Source organism: Nostoc sp. 106C (genome assembly GCF_002154725.1).
Classification (GTDB): domain Bacteria; phylum Cyanobacteriota; class Cyanobacteriia; order Cyanobacteriales; family Nostocaceae; genus Aulosira.
In genome coordinates this window covers 1-20,807 of sequence record NZ_MTAW01000056.1, presented here as the reverse complement: position 1 = coordinate 20,807, position 20,807 = coordinate 1, and the positions used below count along the sequence as shown (strand labels likewise).

Genomic DNA, 20,807 nt, shown 5'->3' with positions numbered 1-20,807 from the left:
ATGTTTCACAATCCGTCTTGGAAAGTTTGCTCAAGTCGGGGAACCCTTTCGGCAATTGCTCATGGGGGAAACCCCCAAGACCGCATTGCCTCACCACGCAACGCCAGTTGCTACAACGGAGGGAACCTCCCTCCGGGTTCACCGCGTGAAACCCGCCTTCAGGGCTGGATTCACCGCAACGCACTGGCTCTCCAACGCACTGGCTCAACTTTCCGCAAAATCTAAAATCCAAAATGATATAACGAAACCCAACAATACCAAGAATTTGTTGGGTTTTACTTTGTTGGGGGCTAAGAAATGCAAAGATGAGGGAGACAAATAATCAATTCCCCATGCCCCATACCTAATTTTCAACTTAGACTTCCTGCTCTACTCTGTAATTTTGGACTTGATATTTTGCCATCAACTTTTTAACTTGAGCCGCCACAAGGGGATGTTTATCTTTTTGTAGTTGAGGAAGGAGTTCTAAAATAACACGGCGTGACACCACACTAAGATACGCGATCGCTGCTTCTCTAACAAAACCCGTGGGATGGCGCAGAGAAATCATAATCTCCGGAGTTGTTAATCGAATGTGGCTAACTTGTGCAAAATGAAAACAGCAGGCTAAGCACCAGTCAGACAGGAAGTTAGATAGCATCAACAATCTACGTAGCCTCTCGCTGACTGAAAACTGTTGATATTCTCCTAACCCTGCTGCTGTAAGCAGATAGAGTTTTTCTTCGTGCGATCGCCGATCTAAAATATTCAACAATAAAGATTTGCAAGACAGATTTACGGTATGGTCTAAAATTTCTAAACCTCGCGCTAAGTTAGTTCCTGACTCAGACCGCAGATTAAAGGCAGCTGCTTGCATATTTTCTGGAGAATAAAGCAACTTCAGTAGTAGCAACAATCTTTCTTTAACATCTATTTCTAACTCTAGAAGTGCGCGTTGGAGTAAATCAAAAACTACTATTGATTGCTGATTTCCGAGATTCTGCTGTAGTGTAAAGTCTATATGAGCTGCATAAATCTCTCCTAAAAACTTTAATTCCTGCTTAATTAAAGTTTCTACCCTACCTTCATAAAATTGATCTTCTAAGCTTCTAATTTCTGGTTGTTTGTGTATTTTTAATAGGCTGCGGAGGATATGATATCTGGTAGAACCCCAAGATTGTTCCAAGTTTTGCCATAAACAATCTACAGCTTCCAAAGTACCTATTTGACCAATGGTACGCCAAGCATACATTCGTACCACTTCCGGTTTATAAATATTGGTAGCTAGCCGCAACAGCATTTCTAGAGCTTCATTTTCTAGTTGCACTAAGGCACGCATTGCTGTGCTGCGGGTGGACTTATAATACAATGCTGCCAGCAATGCTGAATAGTATTCCTCCAAACGGGTGGATGCAATCATTTCTAATACAGCACAGCGCACCCGTAAGGACTCATCTTGCAATAAATTCGGGATGTGAATCCGCAAAGCTTGTAAATAAACGGCTTCTCTCAAAGCTTTGACTCCATTGACCCGTTCCCGTTCTTGCTTATGAGTCAGCATCCGGCGCATGGCTTTGGTAGCTGCTACCTTTTGCATTGGCGTTCCCTGACGCAGAAGTAAGGCGGCGGCGGTGGCGCGGATGAGTGAGTGTTGCCTTGGGTGGAGATACTCTTCTAATAAACTTAAATTAGGATGTGGTTCAGCCAGCCATACGTAGCGCAAGGCAAGAGCAAACACTTCTGGAGTTATTGTACCTTGGGGTTGTTCCAACAAAGGGCGGACATTTGGCAAATAAATTGGATTGGCCTCAGCCATCAGCATGACTTCCAAGCTTTGGCATTGCAAATCTGGAGGTAACTTCACTAGCAAAGGTGCTAAAATTTCCACCGCACCTTGGAGATCTATTTGGGCTAAAAGTTCAATACAAGAGCGTTTATCCGCTAAACTGCCCTTTTCTGCTAAAGCCTTGACTACTCCTTGCTGGAAAGCTCGCAGACCCACGTTTGCGGCGCTTAATTCACCTCGATCTGCACTCAAAACTAATAAGTCAACATAGCGCGATCGCAGCATTAAAACTACTTTTAAACAGATACCAGCTACTACTACTGTTTCTGCAATAAATACCCACTTTTGTAGTCCTTCAGAGACAAACCTCCCGCAAATTAATAAAGTAATAAAAATCACCACTCCAGCCAAACCTGTAGCGATCGCTTCTGCCGTTCCTCCCGATAATATCTGCATCCGGCTACGAATTCTTTCGGGGATTGGTTGGTAGAGTGCTGGTCCGCTACTCATGATAAAGGTGTAACGCAAAAGTTCATCGCAGAATTTGAGAATTATTAACCCCCAAAAAAAGCTGGGCAATTGCATTCCAGGAAATAAATTAAATATGGCAATCCCTGATGGAACTATACAGCCTACAGTGATTGGTAGTAACGCTGCCGCAAAAAACACTCCCACACGTTCGATCAAGCGGCTGGAGATAAACCACTGAGTCATTAACTCACACAGCCCCACCATGCCACCAAATAGTCCTAAGAAACTAGCGAGGTCTCGGTCATTGAAATTGGACTTTAATTCACGCAGATATTGGAAATCTATTAATAATCCAATCACTTGTAAAAGACCAACAAAGGCAAATAGCTGCCACTTATAACGGCTGAGTGGTTCTTCGATGCGGTGGTGTCGGGACGCTTGTTCTGGGGAATTTAGTCGTTGTGGCGCGTCGGGAAATGCTTTTCGATAGTGATGACTTAGATAGAAGAGAATTGCTGTTCCTAAAATAATCACTACGCAAGCGATAACAATTACCTTATTCAGCTTGGCGAATGCTAGCAGCCAGGGCAAACTAAAGCCGCTGATCACATCTGCTACCAATAATCCGCTACTCACCAGTGGATAGGTGCGCTTAATCTCGCGAATATTAAATAGTTGATTAGCGACGATGGAAGTGTTGAGGTCATTGACTACATAAAGTGCGTCTACCCATAGCCGCATCAAAAATACAAGAACAACCGTCAAGTAGGAAATATGTATTCCCCAATGTAAGAACACTAATAAAACTAATGGCATCACCATGCAAGGTGCGATCGCTACAATTACCCAGCGCAAAGGAAAAATCTTTTGCAGCCAAGAATATAAAACAACTAGCCCAAAACCGATGGCTGCACTGGCGATATACATTAAAGGCAGTGGATCGGCCCCATATTCGTCTAAAAACAGCGCTACTGTACTGTCTTCTGCCCACCGTAACCCTACAGATACAGTTGTATAAAAGGCAAACATCATCCACGTCCGTTCGCTCTCCTCAGGTCGGAGATTTAACCACTGTAGCAGCCGTGCCAGAGTGCCTCTATTTGCAGCCAACCAGTTATTTTTCAGTTCCATTCAGTTTTTCTTTCTGGTATCTTTACCGTGCAAAGGGCAAGTAATTTCGATAATGAGTACTAATAGGAGGAGTATATTTTGCAGCTTCAAAGCTGCTGGTCTAAGAGCGAGGATTGAAAGCTAGGCCAAAGCAACTAAGCAGTAACAAAATTTACACTGCTATCTTGAAAAGTTGAGCCAGATGCGGGGAGATTAATTCTTTCCACGGACTAGCGTATCGCGTAGGGAAACCCGGACGCGCAGGGCTTTTACTGTTTGTGTCTCCTCAATAAAGGGAAGTTTTAACAGCCTTTACCGAAAATGGCAAAAGTCCTGAACAACTGAGTATTATTTTTCCCACCCAGCGCTCAGGACTATCATTTTTAGAGAAATTTTACCGATTTCTGTATCGGTTGTAAATCTTTAGTTGTGGTTTATACTTCTTGCGTAGAACAGTTGGAAGATTACTTTTTGGGAGAGATCAGCATCATCATATTTCTTCCTTCTTTTTTCGGTGCTTGCTGCACCTCGCCAAATGGCTCCAAATCAGTTGCCATTCGCTTGAGCAAATCTTCTGCTAAGTCACTGTGTTGAATCTCTCGACCCCGGAACATCACTGTGGCTTTGACTTTATCCCCGTCTTTGAGAAAGCGCTCTGCTTGCTTGACACGCACGTTGTAGTCGTGTTCTTCTATTTTGTAGCGCATCTTTACTTCTTTGACATCAGCCGTGTGCTGCTTTTTCCGGGCTTCCCGCGCCTTCTTCTCTTGCTCAAACTTATATTTCCCATAGTCCATAATTCGACAAACTGGCGGGTCAGCTTTGTCACTGAGCAGCACTAGATCCAACTCTTTTTCTTCAGCTAGTTGTAGCGCTTCTTGGGGGGGCATAATTCCCAATTGGGCCCCATCAGTGTCAATAACCCGAATTTTCGGGAAGCGAATACGTTCGTTGATTTGGGGCAGATCGCGAGTTCTTTTTTTCTCAATCACAGGCATTATGATTCGTGGGAGCTCTTTATTAAGAATTTGGCTTGGTCTTGATTGGCTGAGTTTTTGATTGATATGCCTCAGGGAAAAGTAGCAAAATAGCTGAGGGCTTAAAAAATGAGCCTTACAGTTCTAGCTTAGCTAATCCATAAGGTAGTTGTAAGTTAGTTAGTATTTGTCATTCTACTCATTGTGAGAGAATTTCTCTAAAATAGTTAATCTAAATTACACAACATAGAGCAACGTTAAGTATTGTATCAAGTCATTAACAATTGATTGACTTTTTGTTCTACAAGTATGTTTCCAGAATAGCAAGATTACAGATAAAATAGTTTTTTACCAATAAATTGTAATATTTTATACGAATATTTACAATTCCATTGACAGCGGATTGCATTTTGGGGAACTCTAGATCGTTAGTCTCAAAACTAGGCATCAAGCCTGTTTTACTTCTGAATTACGATCCCTAAATTCTCCTGTAGTATTGTTGAGCCAAACTGCTGACAAGATTAATTGTAGTTAGATCCCCAACTTCTGTTCAGAAGTCAGGAATATTACAAGCCATCCAACATAGTTGTAATCAAGCTCTTAAGATTGGAATTAAGAGGATTCCGCTATTTAGGAATAGGAGGAAAATGTGACCACAGGGGTACACTGGCAACAGCGAGTTGGGAATCAAAGAGATTGGATTTGGCGAGGTTGGCAAACCCGCTATACTTATATCCGCTCTACTCAAGCTCAACAAAACACCATACCCTTGATTTTGCTACATGGGTTTGGTGCTTCTATTGGTCATTGGCGACATAATTTAGAAGTATTGGCAGAACACCATACAGTCTATGCGCTTGATATGTTGGGCTTTGGCGCTTCCGAAAAAGCCTCGGTTAACTACAGCATAGAATTATGGGTGGAGCAGGTTTACGAGTTTTGGAAAGCCTTTATTAGGCAACCAGTGGTATTAGTGGGCAATTCCAATGGTTCACTCATTTCCTTAGCTGCTGCTGCCGCCCATCCTGAGATGGTACTAGGTATAGTGATGATGAGTTTGCCCGATCCTTCTTTAGAACAAGAAGCGATCCCAGCTTTACTGCGACCAATTCTAATGCCAATCATCACGACAATTAAAAAGATAGTCGCTTCCCCAGTTGTACTAAAACCTGTGTTTCATGTAGTGCGCCAACCAAGTATATTACGCCGCTGGGCTAATCTTGCCTATGCTAACCCAGGGGCGATTACCGATGAACTGATAGAGATTTTAGCTGGGCCTCCTCAAGATCGAGGTTCTGCCCGTGCTTTTAGTGCCCTGTTTAAAGCGGCTATGGGCGTGAACTTTAGTCCTAGTGTTAAGACAGTATTGCCAACTTTAACAATTCCGATGCTTTTGATTTGGGGACAGAAAGACCGATTTATTCCTCCGGTACTAGCGAAACAATTTGCTCAGTACAATGAGAAATTGCAACTGCTTAACTTAGAAGATGTAGGGCATTGTCCCCATGATGAAAGTCCAGAACAAGTTAACCAGGCTATTTTGGATTGGATTAATCGATGCTTTGACGACAGCGAACAGCTTGTTACTTCGCAGGTTGAAAAAAGTTAGTAATTTTGTACTAATGCTTAGCCAATAGTAACTTGGTTAGTCTCAACACCTGTAGCACCATTAACTGAACGTGCCACAGAAACCATTCTATTGAGAATATCCTGACTGGGAACTTTACCTTTAAGAACTACAGTACCACCAGTTTGAGCAACCCAGAGGGTATCAACATCGTCAAGTTGGGCATCTTGGTCAAATGCCAGTGCTACGCGTTTTGCCAAACCACTTTGATCGTATTCTCCATTCAAGCCTAAACGTTCTGGGGGAATAGATTGGGTTGCAGCAGAAGGGGCAGTTGTGTCAGGTGCAAAGGTAGCATTAGAACCTTGTGGCACTGCTTGGGGAGTAGGGTTTACTTCTGCGTTTTGCGGTTTTTCTAATCCAAATAGCCTTTTTAGCCAACCCATAAAATTTTTTCTCCTATAAAAGGTTCGTACAATCTGAGGATAAAATTTTTACAGATTATCTACATCTGCCAGTAAAAAGATATCTATTATCACGGGTTTCTACTTGCAGGATGATTTGTGTAGAAGTTTAACTTCTATCTAAGAGTGTAATGAGTGCAGCCTTGAGTTTAAAATTGAAGATCAGATTTACTTATTAATTTAGTAGGCAGTACGTGTAGGGCAGTCATTAGCTAATATTTTTGTTAGTAAAATACCGCCTGAGCCTGTGTTTGCAAAGAAAGATGAAACATACCCTTTCAGTTCTGGTGGAAGATGAGGCGGGGGTTCTGTCCCGCATTTCTAGTTTATTTGCTCGTCGCGGTTTTAATATAGAAAGCCTTGCTGTTGGGCCAGCTGAGCAAGGAGGAATATCCCGGATTACGATGGTTGTACCTGGTGACGATCGCGTGATCGAACAGCTCACCAAGCAACTATACAAATTAGTTAATGTCCTCAAGGTGCAGGACATTACCGAAACTCCCTGTGTTGAGCGAGAATTGATGCTCCTCAAAGTTAATGCTACTAGCAGCAACCGCTCAGAGGTTATCGAACTATCTCAGATTTTCCGGGCGCGAGTGGTAGATGTAGCAGAAGATTCTCTCACGCTGGAAGTAGTAGGCGATCCTGGTAAGCTGGTGGCAATTGTTCAGGTGCTACAAAAATTTGGTTTGAGGGAAATAGCCCGAACTGGCAAAATTGCGCTGACACGTGAATCAGGTGTGAATACCGAGTTGCTAAAATCTTTGGAAGCAAAGGTTAGTTAGCAACATTTACAAACCCATTGAGTACAAAACTACACGGTCATACAGTTTATCGGGTAAAAGATGCTTGAGCATTGCAGCAATTTTGGCGTCTTGTCCTACTAGATACCTTGTCTTGGGATGTTTAGCGGTGAGTGCATGGACAACAGCCTGAGCAACAATATCCGCAGAAATTCCCTTGGACGCCATAATTCCTACTTGTTTACGTACTGCATTCATCGCGTAACCGTAAAGATTTTGGGCAGATTCAGAAAGATTCTCCTTGTCTATGTCGGCTTGAGTTAAAGATTTGTCCCAAATTGGTGTAGAAATTGTACCAGGTTCAATAATTGAAACTGAGATTCCCCAAGGCCGTAACTCCAAACGCATCACATCGGTGAGGGCTTCTAGGGCAAATTTTGAAGCATTGTAAGCACCCAAAAACGGAGCAGCACTTCTACCAGCAATCGAACCCATATTGACAATTCGACCTCGACCCTGGCGCAATAATCCTAAGAATGCTTGGGTAACTGCGAGTTGTCCGGTGAGATTAACTTGTATCTGGTGCTGAAATTCGGCAATTGGTAGCAATTCTAACGGGCCGGGGATGGCAATACCAGCATTATTGACTAAGCCCGCCAGCTTACCGTTAGTTGCATTTGTGACTGTCTCAACTGCAAATGCGATCGCATCAGCATCCGTAACATCTAAGAAAATCGGGGTGAGTCTTGCTGAGGCTTTTTCTTTGAGTTTTTGAGCATGAACTTCTTGACGCACGCCAGCAAAGACTGAAAATCCTAACTGATCTAAAAGCAAAGCACAGGCCTCACCAATTCCTGTTGATGCGCCTGTAATTAGGACTGTACCTGGAGTTTCGGCAACCATTCGTCTTCTCTACGCCACGACCTCTTAACTATAAAATTAGTTGCTTGGTACAAATGACAGCTTTGCTACGGCCGCACCGTTGTCATGATTTTGTAATATGTACGTCAAAACCATGTGTGATATTGAAGTTGGTATTTGGTTACAAAATGCTTTGATTTCGGTTAAAGGTAGGATTTCTTGCCTTTAACTGATTTTTTCTTGTATTAACACCATTATTCGATAATTAACATTAAATTTACTTGGAATAGGTAGGGCTTCTAGTTCGTGCAACGACCTGTAGACGAATGATCTGACTTGGAACAAGCTGAAATATGCCTGTGGTCTATAGTAAAAAATATGTAGACTGCTCATGTAAATAGATATATGAAGCTGCTTTCAGATTCTTCTCCAGCTCAATCTCGGCAGACTAAAGAGCAATTTGCGAACCCAGATGCTTACTTATCTTATGAACTAGGTAAGGCGGTACAAGAACTACCACCGCTTTATACAAGATTGGTAGGGGTCGTTTTAAGTATGGCAGTATTTGGTGCGATCGCCTGGGCAGGATTGAGTAAAGTAGATGAAGTAGCTGTAGCTCCTGGTAAGTTGATTCCTGGCGAGCAGGAAGTGGAGGCAGTGCGATCGCCTAGTAGTGGCAAAATTAAATTTGTGAATCCAAATAATGTCAAAGAAGGTCAGCTTGTACAAAAAGGCGACATTTTAGTAGCACTTGACTTTGAATCTTCTGTAGTTGATATTGAAAGTCTCAACAAGCAAGCCTTATTGATTAAGCAAGAAATCGAGAGTACTAGCAAAGCAGCAGATGTAAGTCAGAAGGCAAAGATTAAAGAAGCAGAAATTGAGCTTTTGCGTCTGCGAGATAATCTCAAAGCTGCTCAACGGGACGTAAATAGGTTGCGCAGACTCGTAGGAGCCATTCCGCGACAAGATTACGAACACGCTCAAGACAAAGTCAAAGACTTAGGAAAAAGTATTGCTGCTCAACAGCAAATTATCCAGCAACTCAAGCAAAATTATCAAACTGGTGCTCTTTCTGTACTTAGCCAGCGTCGTCAAGAACTACAGTCTATTGAAAGGCAACTAGATCAAGCTAAAGCGCAGCGGAAAAATCAAATTATTACAGCGCCAATTTCCGGCAGAGTTTATAACGTCAAAGTTAACCAAGGTCAGGCGATCGTGCAATCTGGTGAGGAATTATTGTCAATTTTGCCACCAGGAAAGGAACCTTTGCTAGAACTCGATCTGCCTAACCAATATCGGGGATTTGTTGAAGAAGGTATGAATGCAAAGATTAAAATAGATGCTTTTAATTATCAAGAATTTGGTGTAATTGATGGCAAAGTGATTTATGTAAGCCCTTATCCAGTGGTTAAGGATAAGAATTTAAATAAGCCAGTTTTTCCCACCAGAATTAAACTAGATAAGTTTTCAGTCAGGGCGCGGGGTCAAGATAAGCAATTAACTCCTGGAATGACTGCGGAGGCTGATATTGTGATGCGCCAGAAGACAATTTTGAGCTTATTGCTTGACCCGATTACGCGCAAATTTGATGAGGTATTTTCTAAAAAGTAATAATGTTTGTAGTTGCGCTTTAGCGCCCTCTTAACCATAAATCTAATGCAGAAATTTTGCTGTGTCAGTCCAGTAGGTTAGATCTCATGCTTCGACCCAACACCCCGATCAATGTTGGGTTTTGTTCCTCAACCCAACCTACTATAGCAATCCATGTAGGAGTTGTGAAATTACTCATTGAGGCAAGGAACAAGCAACAGGAAAGAAGGATGTACAAATATACTTTGTTTTTTCACGAATGAAACAGGACTGCTATAGGATTTGCGGTGTGTTAGAGCTAACGTCCATAACACACCCTTGTATCTTAAAAGAAGTGGCATTTAAACAAGGTAGATTAAGCTACCCAAAAAGTTTATTCCATACTTTCTTCGCTCCTCCCGCTATATTTTTCCCTACCGTCTCTGCTCCTTGTTCTATATCATCACCCCATGCACTACCGGCGATGCCACCAACAACACCGCCAACAACAGTCCCAACGCCAGGAAAAATCGCTGAACCAATAGCAGCACCCGCCGCTGCACCTCCCCATCCACCAGCAACACTACCTGCTGTTTTGCGGAATTCTTTGCCAAATCCATCTTTCTGATAAGCATTTTTCAGCTGCCATACATCTAATCCCACAGCAACTGGTGCGGCTATTTTACTAGCTCCTCGAAGTACAGCTCTGGTGGCTCCCGATTCTGCTACAGATTTGGTAGCTCCAACTGCCCTTGGTAATCGGCTTGTTTGTGTGCGTGTTTCTGGTAATTCAGGTTTAAAGATTGGTAAGCTCTTTTTTCCCGTTAGAGGAAAATCTTGATAACCTCTTGCTCTTTGATCTGCTGCACGAAATTTTGCAGCTTCACCCCAATTACTTGGTTTATTACCAACCTTATGAGCTTTTGCAGTTTTTGGATCGGTAAACGTTGTTTTTTTGAGTTTAAATCGACTTGCAACATCCTTACCTGCGGAACCGGGTTTTGAAGGAACATCATGCCGGATCGAGTCACTTTCATGGTGAACTCTTGCAGGAATTTTCTTGATACCAGCGTCTTTAGCAGCTCTAATTCGCCGATTATCAAGGCTCGTATAATGCCCTCTGCTTATAGGAATTTTTATTTTTCCGATAGTAAGTTTTTTCCCCTCGAATTTCACCATATCGGGTGGCTCTTTAGTATAGTCCCAGCCATGCTTTTTCATGCCTTCCACCACTTGCTTGTATGGTGTTTTGTCTCTCAACTGTGGAGATATGTCTCCCTGGCTAAAGCGTACCCTTCTTAAAGGGACTGGCTTGATTAGACGCTTGCCATTCTCATCAGTAACGCTTAAAACAAGTGGTTTGGCAGCACGGCTAGCTTCGGTAGGTAGGGTTTTTGACGACAATCTGTTGGCTGGGATATTTCTTCCTAGATAAATTCCTTTAGCAGCACCGCTGATTAGGTTTAGCTGACTATTTGAGGTTGGGGATGAATTTTTCGATTGACTACTTTTGTTTGGGGGATTGGAAGGATTTAAGTACTTATCTCGCCTGACATCTTCAGGAGTAAGCAACTGTGAAGATACTTTAGATGTTTGAGAAACTAGTGAAGGTGAAATGCTAGTCCAGGCTTTCCCTTTTGAGGGAGTGGCAGCATTGAAGTTATTACGCGACGTTATACTTTTAGCAACTGGCTTAGAGCTTACTACACCAGGTTTAGCCTCAGGAAGATAAACTCGCGTCCCTATTGGAAGACGTTTAGCTTCTTGGGAAGTAAATCGGCTACCATCAGCTTTGCGGAGTTCACCCCAGCGATCGCCACTACCAAGTTTTTTCTCAGCAACTTCCCACAGAGTATCACCTTGACGCAAGCTGACAGCAGGAGCTGAAGCATGGGGACGTACTGAAGAAAGGGGATTTGCTAGACGACGGGATGCTGAAGAAAGAGGACTTTCTGAAACAATTGCGCCGCTAGATTTCTTAGTGCTGTCTTTAATATCAAGCATAGTTATCCAGTCTAATTTCAGTTTTGCTGGTGTTAGCTTCTAAATGGTGACTAAACAGTAGAAATTAAGTAATATAGCAATCCTGTTTGTTTTGTGAGCTTACTATTAGTATGTGGGTATGGCATACCTATATCTACAATTGAGCTTGAGGTTTAGGAAATTTTCTCTGGCATCAATTAAATCGGATTCTTGTATAAGTCCTTGTTTTAAATTTTAACTTTACCTCTCTACATATAAAAATTGCTATTTCAACTATAAAATTCAGCGATTTCAACTTCTAGTTGCTTCTAATGGACTAAGATAACTAATTTAATATTTACAATTTTTTATATTTTATACACTAGCAAGCTGTCGTTGATATAAAGCCCAGTAAACACCTCGTTTTTGCACCAATTCTTCGTGATTACCTTTTTCCACAATCACACCTTTTTCTAACACCAAAATCAAGTCAGCTTGTTTCAAAGGTGCAAAACGGTGGGCAATCATAAAAACGGTGCGATCGCCTGAAACTTCTTGTAAGTTGTGAAGTACTTTTTGCTCTGTCTCGCTGTCTAAACCACTTGTAGCTTCGTCCAAAATTAAAATCGGAGCTTGAGACAGAAATAAACGCGCTAAAGCAATACGTTGTCTTTGTCCTCCAGATAAAGCGATTCCTCGCTCTCCTATGTTGGTTTCATATCCTTGAGGCAATTCACAAATAAAATCGTGGGCTACTGCTAATCGTGCGGCTGTTATAACTTGCTCTGTTGCAATATCTGGATTACCTAAGGTGATATTTTCAGAAATGCTTCCGTTGAAGAGAAAATCTTCTTGCAGGACTACACTAATTTGTTGCCGCAAAGAGCCAATGTCAGCAGTTTTAATATCAAAATCATCAATAATAATACTGCCTGATTCTGGTTGATAAAGTCGTTGTAACAGCTTAGAAAGGGTACTTTTACCAGAGCCACTGCGTCCGACAATTCCAACAAACATTCCTGGTTGAACAGTGAAGTTAATACCTTTAAGAACGGCTTCTTTTTGATCTGGTTGGTAGCGAAATAACACTTGCTCAAAGCTGACTTGACCACGCAGCGGTGGTAACACTAAACCAGATCCCGGTTCGGCTTCGGGTGCAACATTGAGAATATCTCCAAGTCTATCTACAGATAGCAAGACTTGTTGAAATTCCTGCCAGAGTTGTACTAGCCGCAGCAGCGGATCTGTAACTCTAGACGCCAGCATTTGAAAAGCCACTAATGCCCCAATAGTGAGCTTTTGCTCCATGACCAACCCGGCTCCAAACCAGAGAATAATTAAGTAAGAAAAATTCGTGAGAAAATCGCCGATATTACTGCCAATATTAGAAGTAGTGGCAGCTTTAAAACTAGTGCGGATGTAGCGAGCAAATAAACCTTCCCATCGTCTGCGCGATGTGCGTTCCGCAGCATGAGCTTTTACTGCATGAATTCCTGTGACTGTTTCTACTAAAAAAGATTGGCTATCGGCACCACGATTAAAAGTTTCATTCAGCCAATGGCGCAGTATTGGTGTTGCTACCAAAGTTAAAAGGGCAAATAGGGGAATTACAGCCAAAGCAACCCAAGTAAGGGTAAAACTATAAGAAAACATCAGCGCTAAATAAACCACTGAAAAAATACTGTCGAGGATGACAGTCAAGGCTGTACCAGTGAGAAATTGTCGAATATTTTCGAGTTCTTGTGCTCTAGCAACAGTATCTCCTACGCGGCGCGACTCAAAATAATTCAAGGGTAGGCGCATCAGTTGCCGAAATAACTGCGCCGATAAACTTAGATCGAGGCGGTTGGCAGTATGGCTAAATATGAATAGCCGTAAAATGCCTAAAATTGCTTCTAGAATAGCAACACCAAGAAGAGCGATCGCCATGACATGCAAAGCGCTATGGTTTTGGTATACCATTACTCTGTCAATAATGAACTGAGTAATAATCGGTGTTGCTAAACCTAATAATTGCAAGGCAAAAGAAATTAATAGTACTTCTGCTAGTAATTTACGGTGTTGCCAAATTGCTGGCAAAAACCATGTCAGGTTAAATTTATCTTGCTTTTGAATTTGTTCTACTAGCCAAAGTTGCCTATCCCAATGTTCTGCAAGCAATGCTTGGGGAATACTTTCGCAGGTTTGACTGAGATTGGTAGGATTGGCAATAATTACGCGATTACCGCGAACACCATACACAACAATCCAATCCTGATTTTGCCAGCGCAGTAAAGCAGGGAAGGACAGCTGGCGCAAGTCTTTGCTGGTAACTTGTAGCTGTCGCAGTTGCAGTCCCAGCTTTTCGCCAGCTTCCATGACATCGTTAGGGTGTTCTCCCCTGAGTTGACGCTGTACCAGCTCTAGTTGAATTGGATTTTGTAGATAATGTGCCGCCATTGTTAAGCAAGCAGCAGCAGTTTTAGGACTTAAAACAAATGGATAACCCGATACTGGTTGGGGTAAATTAGAGTCTTGAGGCTGATAGCGCGATCGCAAAGCTATCCAAAATCGATTTATTTCTACTGATGATAATTCCTGCCAAAGACTTGTATTCCAGCTCGCTACCTCTACATCTTTACTAGATGCTACAGCTTTAAATTCTCCAGAAAGCTCTAGTAAATCCCCGAACCAATCACCTGCTGTTAAAGTTGCTAATGACTTAGCTTTACCATCCTCTCTTAGTCGCACATTTCCTGAAATCAGTAAAAATTGTTTACCTGGCTTATCAGTAGACCAAATTACTTCTCCTGTCTTATATTGACGAATTTCTGCTTGATTTCTTAAGTAAATTTGTTGCTCAGGAGTTAGCAAACACAGTGGTAAGCTTTCCCATTTCAAGTTAACTTGCAAGTTCATGATTAACCTTAGAACTTCACTTGAATATTGACTTTAATATTTTGAATTTTCTCTTCTAACCATTGCTCAAAAAGTTCTTCTTCTAGTTCTTCCTTTAATTGTTCTTCTAACGAAGCTTCGAGAAATTTCTCCACCCGAATTAAATACCAAAGACCATTAATTTCCACTGGCCCAATTAATTCACCAGGATTAGCTAAATCAACAGCGGCTCTGAGCGCATCAGGCATTGTACCTCGACTGACTGCTCCCATCATGCCATTAAAAATCCGGTCATCTTCAACAGAATATTCTTGAACTAGCTGCTCAAATCTAACGCCATCTTCCAAAATTTGGCTTTTCAATTCTTCTGCAAGTGTTTGTTCTTCCACAACTAAGCGCGACAGCACTACTCGATCCAGAAATATTTTGCGTTCAATAAAATACTCTTGAATATTTGGTTCAGTAACTTTAACTTTCAATTTTTCTAGTCTAAGTTTAGCTGCGATTTCTCTGCGGAATGTAGCGTAATCTAAATCCTGATTATTTAGCCATTCTTGGAAACTTTCGTAGTTAGTAAGTTCATTTTCTAAACGAAAATCTAATATTACTTGATCGAGCAGTTCTGAGCTTATGTCTAAATCTTCTACTGTCTGTAGTTCTTTTTCTATAACGTGCTGGCGGATGATTTCCCAGATAACAGGCTCAAGTTTCCCAGCAGAATCCAGATATCTTAATGCTTGTTCAATTGAAATGGGCTGCTCGTCAGCTGTCAACAGTAGGCTAGACTCCATAATTCATCGTTTATTTAACACTTAAAATCCAGTAAGTTAAATAGAGTAATTTGCCAGCATTACTAGTCATACTGTGCGAAATTTAAAATATAAAATTTAAATATTAAACTTCTTGGAAAAATTTAGTTTAAAAGAACTAACAACCACAGCTACATAGAGATAATTTATCTATATGCTTCTGTGTTTTTGCTTTCCTTAAACTCGACTTTTGCAAGAGGTTTATGGTATAAAACTGATTGTAACATCCCACATCGACAATCGTGTTACTTGAGGTAGATCAGCAAATTCAATCCCGGAATAGTACGGGAGAGCGTCCATAAAACTAAAGTAATGTAAAGTAAACCCAAGCTCCACTCATACCAGCCCAGTGTAGCGATAATGCTGGGTAGATGCTCATCTCGCATCCGAATATCGTTAAATCCTAATCTTACTAGGTTATTCAGGCTAAAGTCGTAGTAGTTGAGCCAGTTCCAGCGACGAGTCCACAACAGAGGCATATATCGTTCGCGAAATGTGGGATTTCTGGGGATGACTGGTAGGCGTCCAATTAGCAATCGTAACTGGCGTAGAGTACCGTCTTCAGTGAAGTAGGAAACGTCCAATAAATCGTGATAGCGACCTTGTTGATAAAGTCGCATCAATAAAATTATCGGTACGGGGACGATAATAATTAAAAGGCATCCTAATGTGAACCAAGGTTGTTCCGCACTCCGAAAGATGGCTAATAAGCTAAAAAATTCTAAACAGCTAAAACTAACTAATATAGAAATAGTTTCGTAGTATGTGGGAATAATTGGCACGGGACGCAGACGACGATAGCGATCGCTTAACCAAAATAGCAAGCCAAAAAAAGCGATCGCAACTCCACCAACACCAAATACTAGCCAAATACTTGTACCATAGCCACTCAGTAGCAGTAGCACGCTTAAAGCCAACCAACTCCAAGCTTGGAGTAACCAGCCACCTAAAGAAAGAGGTTCGCTGACAATGATGCGATCGCGCAATAGGCTGTATGTTTCTAAATCAATGTCTGCTAAAGTTAGTAATTCGCTATTGTTGCGAAATGGTTTGATTTGACGACGCTGGGCGATCGCTTCCGCCTGATTTATAGAAAAACCTAATCTTTTTAAATTGGCTAGAGGAGCAGTATTGATATTTGTAGATATCAACCGATGGCCTAATTCTGTCAGTCGCAATCGCTGTTTTGTGTACTCTAGGGAATTAGCATCTGCTATTTGCTGTTGCTGACGAAAATTCTGCCCTAGATTACGCAAGACGTTTTGATTTCCTTGTAGGGTAGGAACGCAAAATCTCTTGCCAATCTCACCAGAATTACCTAAAATTTTTGCTTGATTAGAGTTAAAACTGAGGCCAGATACAGCTAAAAAAGCTTCCTTCGCAAACTTCGCATCGCTGAAATCTGCAAGATTAAGAATGCTAGCACCTTGTAAACTTACGGCTTGAGCGAACTGCGTTTCTCGGAAAATTACAGCTTGGTCGAAAGTCGCTTCTGTCAACAAGAGGAACTGTTCAAAATTAGCTTTAGTAAACTGTGCTTGACTGAAAAAATGCACATCCGAAAAATCAGCGCTACTCAGCCATTGCACACTATTAAATTTAGCTAACTGCTTAAAATTTACTTGGTTGAAGTTGGCAGTATCTTCAAATATGCTGTGTTGAAAATCAGCAGTTTCTTGAAATTGGGCTTGCTTAAAACTAGCTTTGTTGAAAAAAATACTTCCCTGGAAATTGCTCAGATGTCGGAAAGTAGCACCAGTAAAGCTGACAGCACGGCTGAATCTAGTTTCATTCCAGTTAGTTGGTTGAATAAAAGTTGCGCCTTGAGCATCTACAGATTGAAGAAAGAAGATATTGGGGAACGACACTTCGCCATTAAAACGAGTTTGTACTAGTGCCAAAGAACCTCGAAACACCGTAATTTCGCTAGATGCTGCTGATTGCGTTCCTAAAAGCGAGCGACAGTCTTTAGAGGTGGGTAAAGTGAGTGCAAGCGCTCGCAAACAAACAAGGCGCAAATTTTCTAATTGTTCTTGTTCAATTGGGGTAAAAATAGGGGCAATTTCTTGTCCGTAGAGGGGAGTTCTTAAACCCAAATCGCTACCCATAAAATCCCCTTGAACTAAAGAATAACTTAGGTCTAAGCCTAAAGGTTTTGCGCCAGTTTTTTGTAATTCTTTACGCAGCAATTGGTAAAAAGCATCGCGAAAGCTAGCATTTTCAGGACGTAAATCAATTACCATCTGCCGCAAATCTATTGTTAAATTGCCTTCGCGGAGTATTGGTGTACGTACTCGTTCTTGTAAGAGTTCTAGAGTTAAAGCTGTCCGTTCTATTGATGTTTGTACCGCCAAAGCTGGTAGGGGGAGGAAGAAAAGAAGAATTAATAAAACGCAGAGGATCGCAGAGGTTAAACGCAGAGGTACACAGAGTAATTTCTCTGCGTTCCTTTGCGATTCCCTTGACGATACTTTGCGTTTCAAAAATAATTTACTCAAATTGTTTTTAACTATTCATTGCTAATCAGCAGAACAATTTTACCTGTGATAGAACCAGTTTCAAGTAATTGATGTGCTTTAGCTGCTTCTTCTAAAGGGAATTTATGGCTGACATGGATTTTTAACTTACCTTGCTCGATCCAAGTGGCACACTGTTCAAGAATTTCAGCATGGTGCTGAAGTCCCTCTACTATTCCTTGCAACATCGGTGTTAACATTAATTCCAAACCAATGCGAAGATTGCGGTTTCTAGCAACTTTCCAAACAGTGTTAGCACTTGGTTCGAGAATCGTCACAATATCGCCATATACCCGCACGGCTGGGAAGGTTTTGTGAAAGGTTTCTCCACCTACGGTATCAAAGGCCAAATCTACGCCTTCACCACCAGTCCAATCTAAGGCGGCTTTGACAAAGTCTGTTTGTTTATAAAAAATTACCTCATCAGCACCTAGTTGTTTAACAAAGTTAGCCTTATCTTCCGAACCAACTGTAGTAGCAACATTAGCACCTTTGAGTTTTGCTAGCTGAATGGCTACATGGCCGACTCCACCAGCACCAGCATGAATTAAAACATTTTCTCTGGGTTCCAGTCGTCCTCGTTCGTATAAAGCTTCCCAAGCAGTGATTAGTACTAAAGGTGCGGCTGCGGCTTCAGCAAAGGATACGCTAGCGGGTTTACGCGCAACAAAGCGCTCATCAACAACAGTATATTCAGCATAATTACCTTGATGTGCGCCTAAGCCACCATAGCAAAAATATACCGCATCGCCTGGTCGAAAGCGCTGTACGCCAGCACCTACGGCTTCAACCACACCTGCACCATCACATCCGAGAATAGCAGGCATCTGTTCGGGGTAGAAAGTACCGCGTTGGCGAAGTTTTGTATCAATGGGATTTATACCAGCTGCTACCAAGCGTACTAAAAGTTCAGTATCTCCTACAGGAACACCAGGGTTTGTGATTTCTTGTAGTTGTAGCACCTCAGGGCTACCTGCTGCTGTCATTAAGACTGCTTTCATAACTCTTTTCTCCTGGCTCAAGCTAAATCCACGCTCATTTGCAACTTTAGCTTAATAGGGAGTAGGGAGCGATCGCTTTTCTAAAGCGCTTCAAATTCTAAACCAAAAGTGATAGAGGAGAAATAGCGTAGACCCCTCGCACCTCATTGCCAGATATCGCTTATTTGAGCAAAGGTAAAATGTCCTTACGTTCTATTAGTATCTCAGTAACACTAAGGATGAAGGTTCGATTGAATTTGCTGTGTACTTTGTAATGGTGCATCTGGACTGCGGTTGAGTGCAGTGACTGTAACACCTAAAGCCGAAAGCGCAGCTATGGAAACCCCAACTAGCCATCTAACTTGCTGACGCAAATATTTAATTTCTCGGCTCATGTTATCTACTTCTAGCTGGGAATAGGGTTTGACTTCTGAAATTTCCACAGCGACTTTTTGAGGTAGATCTGTGGGGTCTTCAAAAGCAACCTTTGTTTCCAGCCACTTAGCAATTAACTGAGGACAATTTTTTTTAAACCAATGCCATGCAATAACTCTAAAAACAGGCTTAGACATTTTAGCAATTTGTTTCACTGTCCGGTTTAAAGGACGCGATCGCAGCCTGCGGTTAATTAAGTTTACGGAACCAACATCATATAGACAATCAATAATTAGCTTAATAGTTGCTTCTTCACTATTAGCTAAATTTTGTAGTAAAAGATTAACATCTTGCATTCTTTCTGCTGCAAGACGCTGATGAGCTAATTTCTCAGGAGATATTAGTGGTTGAGGCAGGTTATTTCTGGTAACTATCGTCATACTAGTATTTTAAAATTTTGAAATATTAAATATGAGTGTCTTAAGTCAGAGATTTTAGCTATCAGAATCGAAAGTAATGAAGCAAGTTTTTATTAAAATTATATCCACCATTAGATGTAATATTAAGTAATTGTTGTCAGGAAAGTATAATTTTCTATGGCGATAAATTTAGCTATCTTTAGAAATTCAATTTATGATTGCTAATAGGGAAAACAATCTAAACTAATCAAGCCTTGATTTAAGCTGTTTCTGACCAAAGTCATTAACTGAAATTGATTGATCTTGATTTGATATGAACAACTGTACTGCTATTACTCATAAATATTCAAGATACCAAAGCAAAATTATGTCAACTGGAAAGATAAATTGGTAGGGATAGCAGCCTAATACTTTTGATAGAAGTGATTTTGATCCTATGGTAGACGTTGAGGAAAATAGCAAAAGTTATTCTTAGTCAAAGTTACCTCGACGTATAGCAAACCGTCGTGGGGGTTTTTACGAGGGTGCAGAAATAGCGATCCTATAATGCTGATTCCATTAGTCCATTACCAAGCTCATACTCAAAGCAGAAATTTTTCAGAAGATCGAGATAATTATGAATCTAGCGTGAATCTTCATCTTGCCTAAATATCGCTGAAAACTGCCTAGGCTTTTTCTTAATCTCATTTATTCCAAGGTTTTCAGACCTTAGGGTCTTTAATCTGTAGTGCCTAAAAATACTGAATTTAGTAGCAGATTGAGTTGCCAACGGCGTTATTGACAATCCTCAACCACAACCACAGAAATCTAGACCATTTAAGGATAATAATCATGAGACCTTTGAATTTATCTAAATTTGTTTTGGCTGGTATCTTTGCTCTGAGTTTTACTGCTGTACCTTTATCTATGTCCGTTTCTGCCCAAACTGGTTCTTCTGGCGGTAGTTCTTCAGGTAGTAGTACAGGCAGCACAGGTGGTACTAGTGGTACTACAGGTACTACGGGTACAGGTAGCAGCACAGGTGGTACTACTGGTCTAGGTACAGGTAGCAGCACAGGCACTACGGGTACAGGTAGCAGCACAGGTGGTACTACTGGTTTAGGCACAGGTAGCAGCACAGGCACTACGGGTACAGGTAGCAGCACAGGTGGTACTACTGGTTTAGGCACAGGTAGCAGCACAGGCACTACGGGTACAGGTAGCAGCACAGGTGGTACTACTGGTCTAGGCACAGGTAGTAGCACAGGCACTACAGGCACAGGTAGCAGCACAGGCACTACAGGCACAGGTAGCAGCACAGGCACTACAGGCACAGGTAGCAGCACAGGTGGTACTACTG

General features: G+C 41.6%; 15 protein-coding genes. 5 read left to right on the top strand and 10 right to left on the bottom strand.

Annotated elements, in window-relative coordinates:
* A partial coding sequence (locus BV375_RS36545) for a hypothetical protein (RefSeq protein WP_166507373.1) occupies positions 1-225 on the top strand: 225 nt, incomplete at its 5' end.
* Positions 226-355: 130 nt separating this feature from the next.
* Here the strand turns inward: BV375_RS36545 and BV375_RS05095 are convergent.
* On the bottom strand, positions 356-3,367 hold the full coding sequence (locus BV375_RS05095) for an Npt1/Npt2 family nucleotide transporter (RefSeq protein ID WP_086757964.1): 3,012 nt from the start codon (positions 3,365-3,367) through the stop codon (positions 356-358).
* A 443-nt stretch (positions 3,368-3,810) separates the two neighbouring features.
* Positions 3,811-4,344 carry a translation initiation factor IF-3 gene (infC, locus tag BV375_RS05090; protein WP_086687969.1) on the bottom strand — a complete coding sequence of 178 codons (534 nt, stop codon included), beginning with the start codon at positions 4,342-4,344 and terminating at the stop codon, positions 3,811-3,813.
* 628 nt (positions 4,345-4,972) lie between these two features.
* Between infC and BV375_RS05085 the strand changes: the two genes are divergently transcribed.
* A complete protein-coding gene (locus BV375_RS05085; RefSeq protein WP_086757962.1) occupies positions 4,973-5,932 on the top strand; it encodes an alpha/beta fold hydrolase in 960 nt (319 codons plus the stop codon).
* A gap of 17 nt (positions 5,933-5,949) precedes the next feature.
* On the opposite strand, the gene BV375_RS05080 is transcribed toward BV375_RS05085, so the two are convergent.
* Entirely contained in the window at positions 5,950-6,336 is a 387-nt protein-coding gene (locus BV375_RS05080; RefSeq protein ID WP_086757960.1) for a BON domain-containing protein, read from the bottom strand.
* A gap of 281 nt (positions 6,337-6,617) precedes the next feature.
* Between BV375_RS05080 and ilvN the strand changes: the two genes are divergently transcribed.
* Complete coding sequence (gene ilvN, locus BV375_RS05075; protein ID WP_086757958.1) at positions 6,618-7,139, top strand: acetolactate synthase small subunit; 522 nt, start codon at positions 6,618-6,620, stop codon at positions 7,137-7,139.
* Between the two features lie 6 nt (positions 7,140-7,145).
* Here ilvN and BV375_RS05070 read toward each other — a convergent pair whose 3' ends face one another.
* Entirely contained in the window at positions 7,146-8,000 is an 855-nt protein-coding gene (locus tag BV375_RS05070; protein ID WP_086757956.1) for an SDR family NAD(P)-dependent oxidoreductase, read from the bottom strand.
* Positions 8,001-8,363: 363 nt separating this feature from the next.
* Between BV375_RS05070 and BV375_RS05065 the strand changes: the two genes are divergently transcribed.
* Positions 8,364-9,572 (top strand): HlyD family efflux transporter periplasmic adaptor subunit, encoded by a 1,209-nt coding sequence (locus BV375_RS05065; protein ID WP_086757954.1) that lies wholly within the window; start codon positions 8,364-8,366, stop codon positions 9,570-9,572.
* Positions 9,573-9,911: 339 nt separating this feature from the next.
* Here BV375_RS05065 and BV375_RS05060 read toward each other — a convergent pair whose 3' ends face one another.
* From BV375_RS05060 to BV375_RS05035, 6 genes are all read right to left on the bottom strand, one after another.
* Positions 9,912-11,534, bottom strand: coding sequence for a ParB/Srx family N-terminal domain-containing protein (locus tag BV375_RS05060; protein ID WP_086757952.1), 1,623 nt, complete (start codon positions 11,532-11,534; stop codon positions 9,912-9,914).
* Between the two features lie 333 nt (positions 11,535-11,867).
* Positions 11,868-14,390, bottom strand: coding sequence for a type I secretion system permease/ATPase (locus BV375_RS05055; RefSeq protein ID WP_086757950.1), 2,523 nt, complete (start codon positions 14,388-14,390; stop codon positions 11,868-11,870).
* An 8-nt stretch (positions 14,391-14,398) separates the two neighbouring features.
* On the bottom strand, positions 14,399-15,160 hold the full coding sequence (locus tag BV375_RS05050; RefSeq protein ID WP_086757948.1) for a peptidylprolyl isomerase: 762 nt from the start codon (positions 15,158-15,160) through the stop codon (positions 14,399-14,401).
* A 263-nt stretch (positions 15,161-15,423) separates the two neighbouring features.
* A complete protein-coding gene (locus BV375_RS05045; protein ID WP_243713848.1) occupies positions 15,424-17,421 on the bottom strand; it encodes a pentapeptide repeat-containing protein in 1,998 nt (665 codons plus the stop codon).
* Positions 17,422-17,687: 266 nt separating this feature from the next.
* Complete coding sequence (locus BV375_RS05040) at positions 17,688-18,695, bottom strand: zinc-dependent alcohol dehydrogenase family protein (RefSeq protein ID WP_086757944.1); 1,008 nt, start codon at positions 18,693-18,695, stop codon at positions 17,688-17,690.
* Positions 18,696-18,907: 212 nt separating this feature from the next.
* Positions 18,908-19,489, bottom strand: a complete 582-nt coding sequence (locus tag BV375_RS05035) for a hypothetical protein (protein ID WP_086757942.1) — start codon at positions 19,487-19,489, stop codon at positions 18,908-18,910.
* Between the two features lie 810 nt (positions 19,490-20,299).
* Here BV375_RS05035 and BV375_RS05030 point away from each other — a divergent pair.
* The coding region (locus tag BV375_RS05030) for a hypothetical protein (protein ID WP_208099057.1) at positions 20,300-20,807 on the top strand (508 nt) is incomplete at its 3' end.